The following is a 20,442-nucleotide window of genomic DNA, read 5'->3' as shown; positions in this document are numbered from 1 at the left end:
CCTACTGCTCCACCTCGATGGCCAGCGCGGGACAGCGAGCAGCCGCGTCCTCGACACGGGCCAAAAGCCCGTGCGGCGGGGCAGGGTCGAGCAGGACGACGATGCCGTCCTCGTCACGCTGGTCGAAGACCTCATCTGCGGCCAGCACACACTGACCGGCACCCACGCACTTGTCCTCGTCAATGGTGATCCTCACGGGGTACTTCCTTTCGATTCGATGTCGTTGGACAGGTGACCGCGGTGGGGCGGCCTACCAGGTCACGGGCAGTGCGTGGACGCCGTAGATGAGCATGTCGTCGCGCATCGGCACCTGCTCGACCGGCACTGCCGGCCGCAGCGTGGGGAACCGGTCGACCAGAGCGGACAAGGCGGCCGTCAACTCCACCCGGGCCAACTGCTGGCCCAGGCACTGGTGGATGCCATGCCCGAACGCCAGGTGCGGGCTTGAGGGCCGGTGTACGTCCAGCCGGTCGGGGTCGCCGGGGAAGCGCCCCGTGTCGCGGTTCGCCGAGGGCAGGCAGGCCACCACTGTGGAGCCTGCCGGGATCCGGTGGCCGGCCAGCTCCAGGTCCTGCACGGCCGTGCGACGCACGCCGAACTGGGGCGGCGGCACCGGCGCGTCGTCTGCCGGAGCGCCGCCGGTCCGCAACCGGCGGCGTCGGGAACTGAGCCGCGGGTCGGCCAGTACCGCTCGGCCCTCCTCGTAGCCGGTGACCAACCAGCCGGGCGCACCGTCGGGCAACGTCACCTCCGCAACAGGGTCGTTCTCCCGCAGCGTGCGGTAACCCGGCGGAGGATCGAAGGGGCAGGTCCGCACCGTAGGCTGCGTCGTGGGAGCAGCGTGTGCATCGGTCACCATGAGGAAGCCCCTTCCAAACAGGGAGAGGTCTCGGCGCCCGGGCGGTCATGGGTGGTACAGCGGTGGGTACCGACGGTGCGGCGGTAGACGCGCCATCCCCACAGCGCAGCCAGCGCGAGGACGATCGGACCAAGAACGTCGACCGACCCGAGAGCGACGGCCTGACCGGAGAAGAACAGCGGGAGCTGGATCGCCAGCATCGCCAGGTGTGCGGCGAGGACCACCAGGTTCCCCTTGGTGAAGGCCCGACGGCGCACCGCACAGCGCCGCCACCTCGTCCGCTCCCCCGTCACCATGCCGACCAGCAGGCCCATCGGCGGCCAGCCAAGAGCCAGCAGCACCGGCGTCACCACAGCCATCACGCAGTGCACCACCAAGCTGGGCAGGAAGAAGTCCGTGGCCTGACCGGTGCGGGCAGCCAACGCACCCCCGACGCAGATCAACCCCAGGGCGACCAGCGGACGCCGTACGCGCTCCCCGCGCACCACCCGGTAGACGCACACCCCGGCCCCGGCCGCGATGGCCAGCGCCAACGCCACGGCAAGCCGGTGCGTGGCGGCAAAGCTCACGGTGAACCCGAAGACCGGGGCGACATCGATCGCCGTGTCACACAGCCGGCGACGGACAACGGTTGTGGTGGCGTCGTCGCGATGTGCTCCAGGATCCACGACTGCTCCAGACTCTTCGACAGGCGGCGCTCGTCCCGCCGCTCGGACACCACCCACGGTGCCGTCCGAGCGCGACGCTGTCGTTGCCCGTCCGCAGACACTTGCCCTGCTACGAACGCAGCAGGGCAGGCAGCACCCTCCTACAGACGTAGGCGCAGGCGCAGACGCACTTGGGAGGACACCAAGCACGTCGACGACGTGCTGCTCGCGCTCGGCACCAGGCTGGACGGGTCACCCGGCCTGTCCCCGCGCATCCGGCCCTCGTCGCAATCCTGCGCAATCTGATCGAGAAGGACGGCCTCAAGCCCGGCGATCTTCTCTTCCTCGGAGAGAAGGGCGAGCACCAGCCGCCGAGAGCCGTTCAAAACCGGCGTCAGCCGGACTGCCACCCTCGCCCCGGGAGTCGGTCCGGCCCTGCCAAAGCCGCCGCGCCGGACCCACTAAACCGCCTCTGACCTGCAAAAAAGCCCTCCACGAGGGAGGGCTGAGCAACGGGCTGAGAAAAGCGCCCCCGGCAGGACTCGAACCTGCGGCCAAGTGCTTAGAAGGCACCTGCTCTATCCACTGAGCTACGGGGGCCGGGTGTGGACGTGGATCACGGACCGCGGTCAAGGATAGAGGTCCGGGTGCCTCGTCCCGGTTGCTTCACCTCCGTGGCACGTTGTGGAGGTTCCGTGAAGCGGTCCCGATAATCGCAGGCAGGTACGAATCCTGCACCGCTTTTGACGTCCCGCGCGTCGGGTGTTGTGCACTCGTTATGCCTCAGTCTCGCTCGTCGCGAGCGCCTCATGCGCCACTGATCCCGTTCTGTACGCATTCTTGCGGCGCGCACGAGGGGTTATACGCTTCAAAAGCGCAACGAAATTGGGCATTCTGCACATGTGGCGACCTTGGACGTACGACCCCGGCTGCTCGATGCACTGTCCGTTCTGCGCGACCGCGTCGACGCCGCACGCTTTCCACTGCCACTTCGGGGGGCTGCCCGGGCCCGGCGGAACCGGGCCGAGCTGCTCGCCCAGCTCGACGACTACGTGATTCCCCGCTTGCGTTCCCCGCAGGCCCCCCTGCTCGCGGTGATCGGCGGATCGACCGGGGCGGGCAAGTCCACGCTGGTGAATTCGCTGGTGGGGCGGCGGGTCTCGGAGGCGGGGGTGCTGCGTCCGACGACGCGTACGCCGGTGCTGGTCTGTCATCCCGACGATCTCCGGTGGTTCGCGGGACCGCGCGTCCTGCCGCAGCTCGCCCGGATGTGGGTGCCTGAGCAGGACGACGGCGCAGAGGGGGAGTACGCGGCGGGTGCGGGCCTGGGCCGGGGGGAGTTCGGGGTCCGGGGAGTGGGCGGAGTGACGGCCGGTGGCGGGCGTGGGGCGACCGGAGTGCAGGGCGCGCAAGGGCGCCGTATGGCTGAGGAGCTCCACGGCGGGGAGGGCGGGCGGTCGGGGCGTGAGGGGCGTGGTGGCGCGCGCGGGGCGGGTGAGGAGTGGGGGGTGGGTGTGGCGGGCGGCGGGGCCGCGGGTTCGGGGATGCTCACGGTGCGGATCGAGACGGAGCCGGGGCTGCCCAGTGGCCTGGCGCTGCTGGATGCCCCGGACATCGATTCGCTGGTCGCGCGGAACCGGGAGCTGGCCGCGGAGCTGATCTGCGCGGCGGACGTATGGGTGCTGGTCACCACGGCCGCCCGGTATGCGGATGCGGTCCCCTGGCACCTCCTGCGGACGGCCAAGGAGTACGACGTCACGTTGGTGACCGTGCTGGACCGGGTGCCGCACCAGATCGCCACCGACATCTCCGGGCGGTATGCGGAACTTCTCCAGCGGGCCGGTCTCGGCCACGTCCCGCGGTTCACGATTCCCGAGCTGCCCGAGTCGGCCGGCGGCGGGCGCGGGCTGCTGCCCGCCACGGCCGTCGCGGCGCTGCGGGACTGGCTGGAGCGGCATGCCCAGGACCCCGTGGCCCGCGCGGCCGCCGCGGAGCGTACGGCCACCGGGGTGATCGCCTCGCTGCGCAGCCGGCTGCCCGCGCTGGCCGGGGCCGCCGCCGCCCAGCACGCCGCGGCGCTGCGGCTGGCCGGCCGGGTCGAGGAGGCGTACGAGCGGGCCGCGGAGCGCGTACGGCAGGAGGTCGCGGCCGGGGAGGTGCTGTCCGGGGACGCCCGCGCCCACTGGCGTGACCATGGGCTCGACGGCCGGTCGGACGAGTTGCTCGATGCCCTGACCCATGGCCTCACCTCGCTGCTGACCTGCGCCGTGGAGGAGGCCGATGAGCGGTCCGCGGATGCCTGGCGACGCGATCCCGCGGCGGCCGAGGTCGCGTTGACGACGGCTGAGGGCGCGGCGGGTGCGGGCGGACGGCTCGGTGTGATCGTCCGGCGCTGGCGGCGCTGCCTGGAGGAGCTCGCCGAGGAGGAGACGCGCGAGGCCCGGGCCGGTCAGGCAGGGGAGCGCGCGGGGTCGGTGGAGCCCGAGGAGTCGGCGGCGCTGTTGGCCACCGCCCTGCTCGGTGGCCGTCGCGCCCGTACGGCGGGCGAGAACCTCGCTGACCTGTTGGGGGCTCAGAGTGCGCTGCGGCTCTGCGACCGGGGCAGCCGGCTGTTGGCCACATATCTGGAGCGCGCGTTGCACGGTGAGCGGGAGCGGCGGCTGGCTCCGTTGGACCAGCTGACCGTGCCCCTGGACCAGCAGGCGGAGCTGATCGCCGCACTGTCCGTATTGCAGCGCGAGAAACAGCAGGAGCAGAGGAAGGAAGGGGAGACGGCGATGGCGAGGGAGATGGCGATGGGGAAGGAGGGGGTGTCGGGGTGAAGGTGTCCGAGGTGACCGGTTCCGGGGAGGGCGCGGGGGACGGACGCGAGTCGGGGGAGGGGGCGAGCGGACGGCAGGCGGCGGGTGACGTCGGTGAGGGGGCGGTGGAGGGTACGGCGCCGGTGGGCGGCGGGGGGTCGGTGGGTGGTGTGGATCCGGAGGGGGACACGGGGCCCGTGGCGCCCGTGGGAGCCGGTGGCGTCTGGGATGACGGGCTGATTGCGCGGCGGGCGCGGGATGTAGGGGAGTCCCGGCTGGGGTTGCGGGACGGAGCGAGCGGGGCGCGGGTGGAGTCGGCGGTTGCGGCGGGGGTGGCCTCGTCCGCCGGGGATCGTGCCGACGGGACAAGGGGGAGGGCGGGGGCCGCTGCCAGGGACGGGGAAGCGGGCTCCGGGGAGGTGTTCACTGCGGCGCGCGCCGAGGCGCGTGCGGAGGGCATGGTCCGTCCGCGGCGGTCGAGGGGCGGGGAGAACATGGCGGAGGGGAGCGGGTACCGGTGGGCCGAGGACGGGGAGCGGCGGGCCGTGCGGGGCGGGCTGCGGGGGCGGTTGGACGCCCTGCGGGAGCTGATCGCGCTGTCCCGAACCCGGCTGGACGGGCGGGCGCTGGAGAGTGCGGGGCGGGTGCTGGAGACGGCGGACGAGCGGTTCCGGCTGTCCGGTGAGCACACCGTCGTCGCGCTCGCGGGGGCGACCGGCAGCGGTAAGTCGTCGCTGTTCAACGCGCTGGCCGGGGCGAATCGTTCGCAGGTCGGGCCGCGGCGGCCGACGACCGCGGAGCCGGTGGCCTGCGTCTGGCCGGGCAGCCGGCCGGGCGCGGAGGGGCTGTTGCACCGGCTGGGTGTGCCCACGCATCGTCGGCACGCCCCGGCGGACGGCAACTCCGAGCTGCGCGGACTCATTCTGATCGACCTGCCCGACCACGACTCCTCGGCCACCGAGCACCGCGCCCAGGTGGACCGGATGCTGGAGCTGGTGGACGCGGTGATCTGGGTGGTGGACCCGGAGAAGTACGCCGATGCGGTGCTGCACGAGCGGTATTTGCGGCCGCTGGCGGGCTACGCGGAAGTCATGTTCGTCGTCCTCAACCAGGTGGACCGGCTGCCGGGGGACGCCGCCGACCAGGTGGTGGACGATCTGCGCCGGTTGCTGGACGAGGACGGCCTGGCGCTGGGGGAGCACGGGGAGCCCGGGGCGGCGGTGCTGGCGCTCTCCGCCGCGACCGGCAAGGGCGTGGGGGAACTGCGGGAGGCGCTGGGCCAGTTCGTCGCGGAGCGGGGGGCGGTGGACCGGCGGCTGGCGGCTGATGTGGACGCGGCCGCCGAGCGGCTGCGGTCGGTGTACGTGGCGCAGTGCCCGGTCGGGCTGACCGAACAGGCCCGCGCGGAGTTCGATGACCGGCTGGCCGAGGCGGTGGGGGCGGTGGCCACCGGGCGGGCGGCGGAACGCGATTGGCTGCGCCATGCGGAGCGCGCGTGCGGGACACCGTGGGCGCGGCTGCGTGGGCGGCGGAGAGGACGGGGGAGCCGGTGGGAGAACCCCGGCTCCGGGGTGGGGACGACGGACGTGGGGGCTTCCCGGGGAGCGACGACGGGGGTGGGAGCGTCCCGACGCGGAAGGCCCGGCGCCGAGAGGGCCGTGAAGGGGCAGAGCTGCGCGGGACGCGGCGAGGCGGGGCCGATCGGAACGGGGTCCGGGCCGACGGGAACCGGGAGGGCGGGCTCCGCACGGACCGGTAGCGGGCGGAGCGGCGTGCGGCAGGGCCTCATGGGGCAGCCGGGTGCGTCCGGTCATCCGCGGGCGGGCGCGAGTTCGGCCGGTGGCGCGGAGCCGGCGGTGGACGGCCGGGCGGCGGCGCGGCCCGTGGTGGAGCATGCCGTACGGGCGGTGGCCGCTGAGGCGGCGCACGGCTTGCCGGCGCCCTGGGCCCAGGCGGTGCGGGAGGCGGCCGAGCGGGGTGCGTACGGACTGCCCGAAGCGCTGGACAAGGCGGCGGCCGCTGCCGAGGAGTCGCTGCGGGGCGGGCCGGCCGTGAAGCCGCGGTGGTGGACGGTTGCCGCCTCGCTGCAGGGGCTGCTGCTCGTACTCCAAGTCGTCGGCGTCCTGTGGCTGCTGGGCGTGGTCACGGGCCTCGGCGACGGGACGGACTGGATCTCCGGGCTGTCGCCCGCGGTGCTGGGCTTGCTGGGCGGGCCCGCCCTGACGTGGCTGTGCCGGGCGGTGGCACGCGGGCCGGCCAGGCGCTACGGGCAGGATGCGGAGCGGCGGCTGCGGGGTGCGGCTGCGGGGTGCGGCCGGGCACGGGTGCTGGAGCCGGTCGCCGCCGAGCTGTTGCGCTATCGCGAGGTGCGGGAGCAGTACGCGGTGGCGTCGGGGGTGTGACGACGGGGGCGGGCACAGGAAGGGCTCGGGGAGCGGGAGGGAGCGGGGTGCCGGAAGGACGGGAAGCAGGCGGGCGTGAGGAGAAGGGCGGCTGCGCCCGCCGGGCTCCGGACATCCGGCTCCCCGTACCCTCGCGATAACCCTTCCGGGTGGCCGAGTTGTCCACAGGCGGCCGGCCGTCCACACGCCGCCGCGGCGCCCGCCGAACCCGTGCAGCATGAGATCCACGCAGCGCGCGGCACAAGGCGACAGCGCGCACACGACACAGGGGGGGCGTGGTCCGTGAACGACACGATGGTGACGCTGGTGGGGAACGCCGCGACGGCGGTGGAGCACCGGCAGACGACGGCGGGTGCGACGGTGGCGAGGTTCCGGCTGGCGGCCACGTCCCGGCGGTGGGACAAGGCGTTGGAGCGCTGGACGGACGGGGAGACGAGTTTCTATACGGTCCGGTCGTGGCGCGGGCTCGCCGACAATGTCGCGGCGTCGGTGGCGGTGGGGGAACCACTCATCGTCCAGGGGCGGTTGCGGCTGCGGGAAGGGGAGCAGTCTCCCGAGCGGGGCGGGCAGCGATGGTTCTCGGCGGAGGTCGACGCCGTGGCGATCGGCCATGATCTCGCGCGTGGCACCGCCGCGTTCCGGAGAGTCGCGCGGACGGCGCGTACGGGTATGGACTCCACCGCGCCCTCCTCACCGCAGCCGTCACCGCCACCTGCGCAGCCCTCGGGGTCAGTGCACGCCGCGGAGCCGCACGGGTCACCGCAAGCTGAGCAGGCACCGGGGTCACCGAACGCCATGCAGACGCCGGACTCCGCACGGCTGTGGCAGTCACCCGGGCCCGCACAACTGCCGCAACAGGAGGGCCGGGACGAGGCGTTGTCCGCTGCCGGGACCGCGCCTTCCAAGGCGCCGAGCCGCCCGGCGAGCACGGCCAGTGGGGGCCGGGAGTCTCCGGTGGCGCCGACGGCCGACGGGAGTCGGAAGGTTCCTGGGGTCCCGACGGCCGGCGGAAGTCGGAAAGTTCCTGTGGTACCGGCCGCCTCCGAGAGGCCCTCGGCCGCCGCCAAGAGGTCCTCCCCGGCCGCCGGGACACCCGCAAGGGCCGGAGCGCCTCAGACAGTTGAATCCTCGACAATTCCCCCTGTTCCGCCACCCGTTGAGCCTCCTGATCCCTCCATCGCACCGGCCGCAGTCGGAGCAGATTCGCCCGAGAAGGTGGCAGTATCCTGAAAAGTTGCGTTGATTTGTCGATAATGCCAGGTCAGGGTGCCTGTTATCGGTAACGATTGCGATTCGGATCGCTTATGGGATGCCATTACTGGGGACCCTGGTGCGCCTGCTCCATAAGATCCGACAAGTACTCACGGGGGCTGACGTGTTCGGCTGCTGAGTTCTTTGGATCTTTCCGGCGAGGCATCCTCTCCCACTTGACCGCCTCGCCCAGAGGGGAATTTCATGCTTTCCATGAAGAGGCGGGGCGCAGCCCGTCTTGCCGCCGCGGTCATGGCCTCGGGCCTGGTCGCGGCGGGTGCGATAGCCACCGCGGGGACTGCCGCGGCGGACGAGCCGACCCCCGCTCACGGGGGTGCCACCGCCACGCTGGGCGGGCTGAAGACCTTCGACCAGGCGGTCGTGCACAACGAGGGAGGGGACCAGCGCGTCGGCGCCGGCCTCTTCGAGATGGCGGTCGACAACGGCGGCACGCTCCAGACGTACTGCATCGACATCCACAACCCGACGCAGCAGCAGGCGAAGTACCAGGAAGTGCCCTGGAGCGCCTCGTCGCTGCACAACAACGGGGACGCGGGCAAGATCCGCTGGATTCTGCAGAACTCGTACCCCCAGGTGAACGACCTGGCCGCGCTCGCCTCCAAGGCCGGCGCCGGCAACCTCACCGAGAAGACCGCCGCGGCCGGCACCCAGGTCGCGATCTGGCGCTTCTCCGACCACGTCAAGGTGGACGCGGTCGACCCGGCGGCCGAGAAGCTCGCCGACTACCTCGAGAAGAGCGCGCAGAACGTCGGCGAGCCCAAGGCGTCGCTGACCCTCGACCCCCCGGCCGTCTCCGGTAAGTCCGGCGGCAAGCTCGGCCCGGTCACCGTGCACACCAACGCCGACAGCGTCACGATCTCCCCGGTGGCCGGTGCGCCCGCCGGTGTCAAGATCGTCGGCAAGGACGGCAAGCCGGCCACCAGCGCCACCGACGGCACCCAGCTGTTCTTCGACGTTCCCAAGGGCGCCGCGGACGGCAGCACCTCGCTGACCGCGCAGGCCGCCACCAAGGTCCCGGTCGGCCGTGCCTTTACCGGCATCGGTGAGCACGCCAAGAGCCAGACCCAGATCCTGGCCGGCTCCAGCGAGTCCACGGTCTCCGCGGCCGCCTCGGCCTCCTGGAAGAAGCAGGGCGCCATCCCGGCGATCACGGCCGAGAAGAACTGCGCCAAGGGCGGCGTGGATGTCACGGCCAGCAACAAGGGCGATGAGGCGTTCCGCTTCCAGCTCTCCGGCAAGGACTACGAGATCGCCCCGGGCAAGTCGCAGACCGTGACCGTCCCGGTGGCCGAGGACCAGCCGTACAACATCACGATCACGGGTGCGGGCGGCTTCAAGAAGTCCTTCTCCGGGGTCCTGGACTGCAAGACCGCCGGCAGCGGTGGCGGCAAGCCCTCCTCGCAGCCCAGCCCGGCCTCGGTCGGTGGCAGCGCCGGCGGTGACAAGGGCGGCGACCTCGCCGAGACCGGCTCCAGCAACGCCACGCCGATGATCGCGGGTATCGCGGTCGTCCTGGTCCTGGTCGGCGGCGCCGCGGTGTTCTTCCTCCGTAAGAAGAAGGTCGGCACCCCCGCCCAGTGAGCACCGGGCACCCGGTGACGCCCGGCGATGCGGAGGCCGGAAGCCCGGCCTCCGTGGAACGGGCGCCCGGTGGCAGCCGGCGACCGCACTGTGATCCACCGGTGAGCGGGCGGTAACCGGTCGAGTACATGAAGGCCCCGGAGCGCAGCGGCGCTCCGGGGCCTTCGGCGTGGGGGTGCCCCGGGTGCCACCCAGCGACGGCACCGTCCGTTCCGCGATGACGGACGACGGCCAGGCCAGGCGCGGGCCGGCCGGACGGCGTGTGGGCGAGGTGCCCGTGCACGAGGAGGGACGGCTCCGCTCCTCCCGCGGTGGTAGCACAGCCCCGTGCCCCCGTGGAGTCGCTCCCGTGCCCCCGCCGGCGCCCGTCCGTTCGGCCGGGCGGGACGATGACGGAGAGCAACCGAGCAGCCACCACGTCGTGGCAGGTCAGGGCTGAGCAGGGGCGCTCTGACCTACTCGTTTCCGCCAGAGCACAGGCGTACGGCAAGATGGGGTGTATCTGCCCTCCCCCGGTCACCGTGTACGACGGCCCGGGGCGGTGCCGCACAGACCCTGATCGATCCAATCTGCCGGACGGTTTCTCTTGGCTGAGTACATCTACACGATGCGCAAGGCGCGCAAGGCGCACGGCGACAAGGTCATCCTCGATGACGTGACGCTGAGCTTCCTGCCGGGCGCAAAGATCGGTGTCGTGGGTCCCAACGGCGCCGGTAAGTCCACGGTGCTGAAGATCATGGCCGGTCTTGAGCAGCCGTCGAACGGTGACGCGTTCCTCTCCCCGGGCTACACCGTCGGCATGCTCCTGCAGGAGCCGCCGCTGGACGAGTCCAAGACGGTGCTGCAGAACGTGCAGGACGGCGCCGCCGAGATCATGGGCAAGCTCCACCGCTTCAACGAGGTCGCCGAACTCATGGCGACCGACTACTCCGACGCGCTGATGGAGGAGATGGGCAAGCTCCAGGAGGACCTCGACCACGCCAACGCGTGGGACCTGGACACCCAGCTGGAGCAGGCCATGGACGCGCTCGGCTGCCCGCCCGGCGACTGGCCGGTCACCAACCTCTCCGGTGGTGAGCGCCGCCGCGTCGCGCTGTGCAAGCTGCTGCTGGAGGCCCCGGACCTGCTGCTCCTCGACGAGCCCACCAACCACCTGGACGCCGAGTCCGTGCAGTGGCTGGAGCAGCACCTCGCGAAGTACCCCGGCACCGTCGTCGCCGTCACCCACGACCGGTACTTCCTCGACCACGTGGCGCAGTGGATCTGCGAGGTCGACCGCGGCCGCCTGCACGGCTACGAGGGCAACTACTCCAAGTACCTCGAGACCAAGCAGACCCGTCTCAAGGTCGAGGGCCAGAAGGACGCCAAGCGCGCCAAGCGTCTGAAGGAAGAGCTGGAGTGGGTCCGCTCCAACGCCAAGGGGCGGCAGGCCAAGTCGAAGTCGCGACTGGCCCGCTACGAGGAGATGGCGGCCGAGGCCGACAAGATGCGGAAGCTGGACTTCGAGGAGATCCAGATCCCGCCGGGCCCGCGCCTGGGCAATGTCGTCGTCGAGGTCGACAAGCTCAACAAGGCCTTCGGCGAGAAGGTCCTGATCGACGACCTGAGCTTCACCCTGCCCCGTAACGGCATCGTCGGTGTCATCGGCCCGAACGGCGCCGGCAAGACGACGCTGTTCAAGATGCTGCAGGGCCTGGAGACCCCGGACTCCGGCGACATCAAGGTCGGCGAGACCGTCAAGATCTCCTACGTCGACCAGAGCCGCGAGAACATCGACCCCAAGAAGACCCTGTGGGCCGTGGTCTCCGACGAGCTGGACTACATCAACGTCGGCCAGGTCGAGATGCCTTCGCGGGCGTATGTCTCCGCGTTCGGCTTCAAGGGGCCGGACCAGCAGAAGCCGGCCGGGGTGCTCTCCGGCGGTGAGCGCAACCGCCTCAACCTCGCGCTCACCCTCAAGCAGGGCGGCAACCTCCTGCTCCTCGACGAGCCGACCAACGACCTCGACGTCGAGACCCTGTCCTCGCTGGAGAACGCGCTGCTGGAGTTCCCCGGCTGCGCCGTGGTCGTCTCCCACGACCGCTGGTTCCTCGACCGCGTCGCCACGCACATCCTGGCGTACGAGGGCGACTCCAGGTGGTTCTGGTTCGAGGGCAACTTCGAGTCCTACGAGAAGAACAAGGTCGAGCGCCTCGGTGCGGATGCGGCCCGCCCGCACCGCGCCACGTACAAGAAGCTCACCCGGGGCTGACCGTCGTGCGACACCTCTACTCCTGCCCCCTGCGCTGGTCGGACATGGACGCGTTCGGCCATGTCAACAACGCGGTGTTCGTCCGCTACCTCGAAGAGGCGCGGATCGACTTCATGCACCGGCTGGCGCCGGGGGACGGCAGCCCGTCGTTCACGGGCGGCTCGGTCGTCGCCCGGCACGAGATCGACTATGTGCGGCCGCTGGTCCACCGGCATGCCCCGGTGACCGTCGAGTTGTGGGTGACGAAGATCAGCGCCGCGTCGATGACGGTCGGCTACGAGGTCAAGGATGAGGACACCCTCTATCTGCGGGCCTCGACCGTCGTCGTCCCGTTCGACTTCACCGAGAACCGCCCCCGCCGCCTCACCGCGGAGGAGAAGACGATCCTCAAGGAGTATCTGGACGACGCCGCGCACCAGCGGGGGGCCGTCGCGGTATGACGGTGCTGCACCTCGCCGACGCCGGGGAGGCGGCGGATCTCGCTGCCTTCCTGGCCCGGCTGATCCACTACGACAAGGCCGCCGCGGTACGCCTCCAGGCCGGCGGCGGGGTGCTCGCCGTCTTCGGCCGCCCGCCGTCCTTCGAGGTGCTCGCGATCCGCACTGCCCGGCTCGCCGGGGACGCGGACCTGGACAGCACCGTCTCGGCCGGTGAACTCCTCGAAGGCGTCCAGGAGTCGTCGGACGAGGTGACCGTGCCCGCCGCGGTCACCGGCCCGCCGTGGACCGGGGTGCTGCCGCCGCGCGGCGGCTGGCAGCGGATGCCGGGGCTGCCCGCGCCCGAGGCGCTGGTACGCGCGGTGGCCGCCGCGGTCGCCGAATTCCGGTCCCGGGACGAAGCGCTGGAGCCGCAGCACCGCACCCGTGCCGCACGGGACCGTATCGGCCGGGAGATCTGGTCGCGCACCCTCGGCGACACCCACCTTCCGCTGCGCGCCGCCCATGCCGCGCAGTCGCTGGGCTTTCTGCGCCCGGCCCGGGCCGGAGCGCCGGCGGGCGGTGGCACGTCCTCCGGCACCGCCGGCTCCCGTCCGCAGCCGCTGAGTCTGCTGTCCGCGGGCGGCTGGCTGCGGCTGAGCACCCCCTATGGGTCGATCGCCGTACGGACCGGGGGCGCCGCGGGGGCGACCGGGTTGTCGGGGCTCACGGTTACGCCGGTCTGAGGGGGCCCGGCCCCGCCGGTGGCGGCCGGACAGGACGCAACAGGACGCAACCGGACACACACGAGGCGGCCGAACTAGCCCTCCTCCTCCTCCGCGCCTTCGTCCCCGTCCCTGCTTTCGTCCCGCTCCCTGCCGCCCTCCCCGCCCGTCTCGCGCCCCCGGGCCGCCCCGTCGGCCGTGCGGTCCGGCCAGACGCCGATGTGGTCGTTCTCCAGCTCCAGCAGGACGCGGTGTTCCATGCCCAGGCTGTGGGTGTACTCGGCCGGAAGCTGGAGCCGGCCCGCGCGGTCGAGCATGGCGTACTCGCGGGCCACCAGGGATTCCCGGCCGGTTGCGGCGTCCCGTTCGGTGCGCCGCAGCACCTCCGAGGACGTACGGCCGTCGCGGATTGCGACCGTGCGCCGTACCTCGCCCGCCACCGCCTGGTCATGGGTGACGATCACGATCGTGGTGCCCAGCTCCTCGTTGGCGGTGCGGAAAGCCGTGAAGACCTGTTCGGCGGTGTGCGAGTCCAGTTCGCCGGTGGGCTCGTCGGCCAGCAGTACGGACGGGGTGTTGGCCAGCGCCACCGCGATCGCGGTGCGCTGCTGCTCGCCGCCGGAGAGCTGGTGCGGACGGCGGTCCCGGCAGTGGTCGAGGGCGAGCATCGACAGCAGTTCCCCGGCCGCCTTCGTACGGGCCGCCCGCCGCCGGCCGCCGTGCAGCTGCATCGGCAGCATGACGTTCTGCTGGGCCGTCAGATACGGCAGGAGGTTGCGGGCGGTCTGCTGCCAGACGAAGCCGACGACGTCGCGGCGGTAGCCGAGCCGGGCCCGGGCGTCCATCGTCAGCAGATCGCGGCCGGCGACCGTGGCGGCGCCCGCGGTCGGCACGTCCAGGCCGGCCAGGATGTTCATCAGGGTGGACTTGCCGCTGCCGGACGCCCCGACGAGGGCCATCAACTCGCCCTCGGCGACCAGCAGATCGAGTCCTTGCAGGGCCTGCACCTCGACCCCGTCAGTGGTGAAGACCCGTACCAGGCGGTCGCAGGCGATCAGCGCGTCATGCCCGTAGGCGGGGCGCCCGTGCCGGGAAGCCGCGCGCCGCTCCAGCTCGGCCAGGGTGCTGGGCGCGGCGGGGCGGGGCCGGCCGGCCGGGGGCGTCTCGGGGTCGTGCGCCGCCGGCGGTGTGGCGTCATCGGGCCGTGTGGTCATCGGGGGTCCCCCGCTCTCAACTCGGTGCTCTCGCGGTGCCGTCCGCTCAGCCAGGCCTGGGCCAGGACCACCGCAAGGGCCAGGGCGAGCACACCCGCCGACGGCAGCAGCAGGGACGCGGGATCGGACGGTATGCGTACGGTGCCCCGGGCGCCGCCTCCCGGGGTTCCGGGGAGGGCGAGCGGGGTGAGGTCCATCCCCGGGCCCAGCAGCCGGATCGCCGCGGCGCCGACCAGTGCGCCCCCCAGGGCCGCGAGCAGCGCCTGCGGCAGCGCTTCCAGGACCAGCAGACGTCGCCCCTGGGCCGGGGTCAGGCCCATCGTGCGCAGCCTGGCCAGGAGTGGGGTGCGCTGCGGGGCGGCCTGGAGGAGGGACAGCAGCAGCGCGAGCAGGGCGAAGCCGGCACCGGCCACGACGGCGGCGGTGTAGAGGCGCTCCGCGCCCTGCTGGAGGGGCGAGTCGGCCAGCTCGGCGCGTTCGGCGGAGCGCAGGGTCAGCCGGGTGGGCAGCGACCGCGGGGTGTGGGTGCGGACGGCGGTGCGCAGTGCCCCGGCGTCGAGGGCGTGGCCGGACAGCAGCAGGAGGGAGGGGCCGTTGGCGGGGTCGGCGTAGGTGTCCGGGTGCAGCCGGGCCACGCTCCGGGCGTTGAGCACGACGAAGTCGCCGCCGGGCTGCGCGGGAGTGTCGCTGCGGACGACCTGGGGACGGATCACCAGCTGGCCGAACTCCGGCTGCAGGGCCATCGGTGCGCGCCCGAAGCGGGTCACGAAGCTGGGGGAGACCAGCGCGGGCAGCGGCCGGTCGCCGCCGGGGTCGGCCAGTTCCCGCGCGGCGAACGCGCCCAGGCCGGTGGCGCGGGCGAGCCGGGCGTAGGCCTCGGCGTCGGCGATGACCAGATAGAGCGGCGGACCGCTGTCGTCGGCGGCCTGGATGCTGATCCGTACCGGTACGGCGTCCGCGACGCCCGGCACCTTGCCGACCGCGCGGCGCAGCGCCTCGGGGAGTGCATGGTCGGCGGAGACCCGGGCCTCGGCGCCGACCGCGGTCAGCGCCGCGTGATCGCGTGCGGTGGCGACCCCGGCGAGCACCGAGCCGCCGAAGGAGGCCGTGGTCAGCGCCACCACCAGGGCCAGCAGCGGCAGTCCGGCGGTGGCCGGGGCGCGGCCCGCGCGGGCGAGCGCCAGGAACCCGGTCAGCCCGGCGGTCCGGGCGGCGGGGCGGGCGGCCAGCCGCAGCGGGAGGGGGTACAGCCGTATCAGGACCAGCGCGGCGATCCCCGCGAGCAGCACCGGGGCCGCGCTGACCAGGGCGTCCACCCCGCCGGCCGCCGTACTCCGGCGGCGCAGGGCGAGCACCGCGCCCACCGCCAGTACCAGCACGGTCAGTTCGGCGACCGTACGGCGCCGGGAGGGGCGGGCCAGGATCAGGTCGGTCCGCTCGGCGGGGCGGGGCCGGCGGTGGGCGACGGCGGCCCGCAGCGGCAGGGCGAGCGTGCCCAGCAGCCCGGTCCCGGCCGCCGCCAGCAGCGAGGGCAGCACCCGCTCACCGGGCACCAGCAGCGCCAGACCGCCGCCGGCCGCGGCCGCGGGCAGCGCCACCGCGGCGGTCTCCGCCGCCAGGTGCCCGGTCAGTCCGGCCAGCGAGGCGCCGCGGGCCCGCAGCAGGGCCAGTTCGGCGTGCCGGCGGGCGGCGGCCAGTCCGGCGGTCATCAGCAGCACCACCGACGCGACGGTGCCGATTCCGCACGCGGCCACCGCGATGACCGGCGCGATCGCCGCCCGGGTCCGGGCGTAGGAGTCCAGCAGACCGTCCACCGCGCTGTCGGCCAGCGCGCCGGCGCCCGCGACCGTGCGCAACCGGGCGAGGGCCGCGCCGTGTTCGAGGGAGACCACCCTCTCCCGCAGCAGCGGGGCGTCCCGGGCCGTCAGCGCGCCGGCGTCGAGGGGGTAGCGCCAGAACTTCTCCGGCTCGCCGGCGGCCGGCAGCGCCGGTCCGTCCTGCGGCGACAGCAGCAGACCGGCCCGCCAGTACCTCTGCGGCGGCGGGCCCGGTGACACATCCTGGCGGGCGGCGGCCATCAGCGGGTCCACCGCCCAGTACGCGCCCTGCGGCGCCCGCGGGGCGAGCAGCCCGCAGATCCGTACCGTCAGGCCGTCCAGATGCAGCCGGCTGCCGAGGTGCAGCCGGAGGGTCCGGGCGGTGGCGACGGTGACCGCCGCCTCCAGGGTGCGCGTCCCCGGCCGCGCGGCGTGCGGCAGCCGGCCCTCGGTGACGGTGGCGTGCCGGTCCAGGCCGGAGGCCGCGTACAGGGAGAGGAGAGGGGCGAGGCCTTCCGGCCGGGGCAGCCAGGCGTCTTGTGCGGCCGGGGCCTTGGTGGTGCGGACGCCGTATAGGGCGTCGCCCCCGGCGATCCGTAGCGGGGCGGCGAACTGCCCCCGGATCGCCCGGTCCTGGCGGGTGAGCTCCGCCCCGGCGTAGGCGGACGCGGTATCGCCGCCGGTCAGGTCCGCGCGCGAGACGGTGATCTCCACCGTCCGCTGGGCGCGCGGCACCGAGCCGAGCGCATGGCGCACCCCGTGGGTCTCGTACGCCTCCACCCCGCGGGGAAACGCCGCCGCCAGGAAGGCCGTGACCAGCACCAGCGCGCCCAGCGCCAGTGCCGCCGCGCGCGAGGCACGCAGCCGGGCGCGCAGCCAGTGCGTTCGGGGCAGGGCGTTCACCGGCGCTCACCTCGTCCGGCGGGGGCCATGGCGGGCCGGGTCATCCTCGTGCTCCTTGGCTGCGCAGGGCCTGCACCGGGTCGCCGGGGCGCAGTCCGAGGGCCGCGACGGCCAGCAGTGGCACCGCCGCGACCGCCGCCAGCAGCGCCACCACCGGGCCGGGCGGCAGCTCCACCAGCACCGGCGGCTCCGGGCGGCCCGCCTGTTCGGTGAGCACGACCAGCGGCACGACCGCCCGCGTCAGCGCCGTGCCCAGCGCCGCGCCGACGCCCAGGGCCAGCGCGATCAGGACGCCCTGTTCGGCGGCGATCATCCGGGCCGGCTGCCCCCGCGGCGCCCCCAGGGCACGCAACACCGCGGATTCCCTGGTCCGTTCGCGGACCGAGGCGGCGGCACCGACCCCGAAGCCGACCGCCGCCAGCGCGACGGCGGCCGCGGCGGCCGCTCCCAGCGCGGTCTGCGGGCCGAGCCCCAGCGGATCGTCGTGCAGTTGGCCGGCGATCTCGTCGCGGACCAGGACCTGGTCCGGGTCGGTGTCCGGGCGGGCCCGCAGCGCCTCGACGACCCGGCCCGTCGCGCCCGGCTCGGGGCGCAGCCACCACTCGGTGGCGGCGAGCGGCGGGGCGCCGCGGTCGGACAGCGCCTCGTTGACGGCGCCGAGGTCGACCAGCAGTCCGCCGGTGGCCGGTGCGTCGGCCGGTCCCGGCAGCGCGCGGACCGTCCGGACGATCCGGGCCTTCAGGGGCTGCCCGTTGACCGGTATCTCGACGACGGAGCCGGTCTTCGATCCGCTGGCGCGCAGAAATGCCCCGGTGGCGACGGCGGCGAGCGGCGGCCGCGCGGCATGCGCGGCGGTGATCCGCACCGTCGTCACCGACGCACCGTACGCATCCAGCCGGGCGCCGGTGTCATAGGTCTGGGACAGCAGCCCGCCGCGCGGGACCTCGGCCGGGCCCGCCCTGGGGCCGAACGCCTCGCCCACGGAGCTGCTGGTATCGGTGATCTTCGGCTGCCAGCGGAGGGCGGCGGGGGCGGCGAGGGGCCGGGGCGGGGCGTCGCCGGCGGTGGCCTCGGCGGCGGTGACGGTGAGTTGCTGCCGGTGTGCGACCGGCGGCTGGTCCAGGCCGGCGACCAGGCCGGTCAGCCGCAGGGGACCGGCCGGGCGGCCCGCCGGGGCGCCGGCCGCGGCGGCGAGGTCCGCGGTGAGGGTGTGCGGCCGGCCGTCGGCCGCGAGCGAGCCGAGCGGGAGGGCGTACGGGACGCCGTGGCCGTCGGTGAGGAGGGCGGAGAGGGCCGCGGGCACCGGGCCGGTGTCCTGCGGGTCCGGGTCCGCGCCGGCCGCCGGCGGCCGCGGGGAGGGCGGCAGCGTCCGCAGCGAGCGCAGGGTCGCGGTCAGCCGTAACCGGTCGGTGTGCGGGGGCAGTTCCACGCCCGCCGGGGGCCCGTCGTGCGGTGCCACCGCGCGCAGCAGCCGGTCCGCTGCCGCGCCTGCCGGGTCGTCCGCGGCGCCGCCCACCAGATCGCCGCGCAGCAGCAGCGCGCTCGCCGACCTTCCCCGAGCTCTCGACTTCGTTCGAGCAGGGGAGGCCCCAACGGTGTCCAGGGCGAGCAGCGAGGAGTTCTTGCCGTCCGGCAGATCGAGCCCGGTCAGCCCCGCGGGCAGCGCCGCGGCCACCCCGGGCACGTCCGCGTACGCCCCGCCCTGGCCCCACTGCGGGGTCCGGCTCGCCAGGACGCGCACCGGTGCGGCCGCGCGGAAGTCGGCCTGGTCGTCCTGCGAACGGTCCCAGGACGCGCGCTGGCCGATCGCCAGCATGCCCAGCGCGGTGGCCAGCACCAGCAGCAGCACGGGGCCGGCGGCACGCTGCGGACGGCGGCTGATCTGCCAGCCGGCCAGCGCCGCGGCGAGCCCCCGCCCGCGGGCCGCGCCCCGCTCGGCGAGCCGCGCGGCGAGCGGCAGCAGCCGCAGCGTCAGCACCGTCCCCGCGAGCAGCGCCAGCGCCGGGGCGGCCACCAGCACCGGATCGATACCGAGCCGGCCGGTGGTGTCCCCGGTCAGCACCCCGCTGCCCGCGCCGTCCCCCGCCGTCTGCCGCTGGAGCTGCCAGAAGGCGACGCCGGCGATCACCAGCAGCCCGAGGTCCGCGCCCGTCCTTCCCCACGCTCTCCACTCCGTTCGCGCAGGGGCGACCCCCGTCGCACCGGGCAGCGCCCGCGCCCGCCGGGTGTGCGGACCGGCCGGGCCGGTGCCCAGCAGCGCCGGTGCGGCGACCGCGAGGGCGCAGCCCAGCGCCACGGCGCTGCCGGTCAGCCAGGTTGCGCCGGTGAGCCCGGTGTCCAGCGGCAGCCCGATGCGGGCCGACGGGCCGTGGCCGGCCAACAGGCGCAGCAGCGGGCCGGTCAGCAGCGGCGCGCCGAGGGCGGCTGGTGCGGCCAGCAGCAGCGACTCGGCCAGGGCCAGCCCCGCGATCCGCCGCCGGGACCCGCCGCGGGCCCGCAACAGCGCCGTCTCACCGGCCCGTTCGGTGCTCAGCATCCGGGCGACCAGCAGCAGGGCGCAGCCGGCCAGCAGGATCAGCTGCAGGGCGACGATCAGGATCGTCGAGCGGTTGACCAGCAGCGCCCGCTGCAACTGCCCCAGCGCGTCGGGGAGACCGGTGGTGGCGGTGGCCTGGCCCGCGAACGCCGGATCGGCCATCAGCGCCTCGGGCGCGGCTGCGGCGGCGGCGCTCAGTGCGGGCAGCCGGTCCGCGGTCAGCGGGCGGAAGTCGGCGCTGGCGAGCCAGCCCACCGAGTCCTGGGCCACCGCGCCGCCTGGGGCCGCCCCGCCGTCCCCGGCCCCGCCGCGGAACGCCGCCGGATCGGTGTACAGCGGCCCGTAGGTGGTGAATCCGGCGGTGCGCACCCCGCGCCCGCCGAGGTCGTCGAGCTTCCAGTACGGGTCGCTGCGGTCGGTGGGCCGGTAGACGCCGGTGACCTCGACCGTCAAGTGGGCGGAGGCAGACAGCCGGTTGTCGAGGGTGAGCCGCCGGCCGGGTGCGACCCCCAGTCGGGCGGCCGCGGCGGCCGGTATCGCGACGGGCAGCGGCCCGCGCCGGACCGCTGGGGGCCAGTGGCCGGCGGTGAGGGTGAGCCGGGAGCGGTCCAGGGCGGCGAGCTGGGTGAGATCGGGTTCGTCCTTGGGCGCGGGGGGCGACCGGAGCGTACGGGGCAGGGCGTACGGCCCGGAGCGGACCAGCGTACGGACCGTGAACGGCAGCCCGTCGAAGGCCCGCCGGGCGCCCCGGGCGACCGCCCGGTCCGCCGACTGTCTTTGCGCGGCGGGAAGTTGGGCCTTCACCTGGAGCGCGGCGGCCGGGGCGGCGCGGGTCCGCAGGGCCTGCCGCAGCCCCGCGTCCCCGATCGCGCCGGAGAAGGCGGTCAGTGTCGCGAGCACCGTGGTGGTCAGCAGCACCGACAGCAGGGCAGCGGTCAGCAGGAGACGGTGCGCCCGCACCCGCAGAAAGACAACGACAAAGCCGGACACGGACCCCCCTTACCGCGCTCAGCACCAC

The 20,442-nt window shown here is 74.1% G+C and carries 11 protein-coding genes, 1 tRNA gene and 2 pseudogenes; 7 read left to right on the top strand and 7 right to left on the bottom strand.

What is annotated here, in order from left to right; translation table 11 throughout:
- Position 1: 1 nt before the first annotated feature.
- The 4 genes and pseudogenes from BKA18_RS12675 to BKA18_RS12660 all read right to left on the bottom strand — a co-directional run bounded on the left by BKA18_RS12675 (position 2) and on the right by BKA18_RS12660 (position 2,106).
- Positions 2–196, bottom strand: coding sequence for a ferredoxin (locus BKA18_RS12675; protein ID WP_366043239.1), 195 nt, complete (start codon positions 194–196; stop codon positions 2–4).
- A gap of 54 nt (positions 197–250) precedes the next feature.
- Positions 251–601 (bottom strand): annotated as a pseudogene (locus BKA18_RS12670) (cytochrome P450); the annotation flags it as partial.
- A 251-nt stretch (positions 602–852) separates the two neighbouring features.
- Positions 853–1,527 carry a DUF3159 domain-containing protein gene (locus BKA18_RS12665; RefSeq protein ID WP_366043237.1) on the bottom strand — a complete coding sequence of 225 codons (675 nt, stop codon included), beginning with the start codon at positions 1,525–1,527 and terminating at the stop codon, positions 853–855.
- Between the two features lie 506 nt (positions 1,528–2,033).
- Positions 2,034–2,106 (bottom strand) — tRNA-Arg (locus BKA18_RS12660).
- A gap of 302 nt (positions 2,107–2,408) precedes the next feature.
- Between BKA18_RS12660 and BKA18_RS12655 the strand changes: the two genes are divergently transcribed.
- The 7 genes and pseudogenes from BKA18_RS12655 (at position 2,409) to BKA18_RS12625 (ending at position 12,975) form a co-directional block, all read left to right on the top strand.
- Complete coding sequence (locus BKA18_RS12655) at positions 2,409–4,328, top strand: GTPase domain-containing protein (RefSeq protein ID WP_366043236.1); 1,920 nt, start codon at positions 2,409–2,411, stop codon at positions 4,326–4,328.
- Between the two features lie 473 nt (positions 4,329–4,801).
- Positions 4,802–6,709: a YfjP family GTPase gene (locus BKA18_RS12650; RefSeq protein WP_366043235.1), complete on the top strand. Its 1,908-nt coding sequence runs from the start codon at positions 4,802–4,804 to the stop codon at positions 6,707–6,709.
- A gap of 294 nt (positions 6,710–7,003) precedes the next feature.
- Positions 7,004–7,361: pseudogene (locus tag BKA18_RS12645) on the top strand (single-stranded DNA-binding protein); the annotation flags it as partial.
- Positions 7,362–8,164: 803 nt separating this feature from the next.
- Positions 8,165–9,562 carry a Cys-Gln thioester bond-forming surface protein gene (locus BKA18_RS12640; protein ID WP_366043234.1) on the top strand — a complete coding sequence of 466 codons (1,398 nt, stop codon included), beginning with the start codon at positions 8,165–8,167 and terminating at the stop codon, positions 9,560–9,562.
- Positions 9,563–10,148: 586 nt separating this feature from the next.
- On the top strand, positions 10,149–11,813 hold the full coding sequence (ettA, locus tag BKA18_RS12635; protein WP_006605576.1) for an energy-dependent translational throttle protein EttA: 1,665 nt from the start codon (positions 10,149–10,151) through the stop codon (positions 11,811–11,813).
- Between the two features lie 5 nt (positions 11,814–11,818).
- Positions 11,819–12,253, top strand: coding sequence for an acyl-CoA thioesterase (locus BKA18_RS12630; RefSeq protein WP_006605577.1), 435 nt, complete (start codon positions 11,819–11,821; stop codon positions 12,251–12,253).
- Positions 12,250–12,975: a DUF8010 domain-containing protein gene (locus tag BKA18_RS12625; protein ID WP_366043233.1), complete on the top strand. Its 726-nt coding sequence runs from the start codon at positions 12,250–12,252 to the stop codon at positions 12,973–12,975. The genes BKA18_RS12630 and BKA18_RS12625 overlap by 4 nt, the downstream gene beginning before the upstream one ends.
- Positions 12,976–13,049: 74 nt before the next feature.
- On the opposite strand, the gene BKA18_RS12620 is transcribed toward BKA18_RS12625, so the two are convergent.
- Genes BKA18_RS12620 through BKA18_RS12610 form a run of 3 tightly spaced genes read right to left on the bottom strand, consistent with a single transcriptional unit; the run spans position 13,050 to position 20,414 of the window.
- Positions 13,050–14,168 carry an ABC transporter ATP-binding protein gene (locus BKA18_RS12620; RefSeq protein ID WP_366043232.1) on the bottom strand — a complete coding sequence of 373 codons (1,119 nt, stop codon included), beginning with the start codon at positions 14,166–14,168 and terminating at the stop codon, positions 13,050–13,052.
- Complete coding sequence (locus BKA18_RS12615) at positions 14,165–16,888, bottom strand: FtsX-like permease family protein (RefSeq protein WP_366043230.1); 2,724 nt, start codon at positions 16,886–16,888, stop codon at positions 14,165–14,167. The genes BKA18_RS12620 and BKA18_RS12615 overlap by 4 nt, the downstream gene beginning before the upstream one ends.
- Before the next feature lie 40 nt (positions 16,889–16,928).
- Entirely contained in the window at positions 16,929–20,414 is a 3,486-nt protein-coding gene (locus BKA18_RS12610; protein WP_366043229.1) for an FtsX-like permease family protein, read from the bottom strand.
- Between the last annotated feature and the right edge of the window lie 28 nt (positions 20,415–20,442).

Source organism: Streptomyces auratus (assembly GCF_050433025.1).
GTDB lineage: Bacteria > Actinomycetota > Actinomycetes > Streptomycetales > Streptomycetaceae > Streptomyces > Streptomyces sioyaensis.
This window is presented reverse-complemented; position numbering and strand designations above follow the sequence as displayed.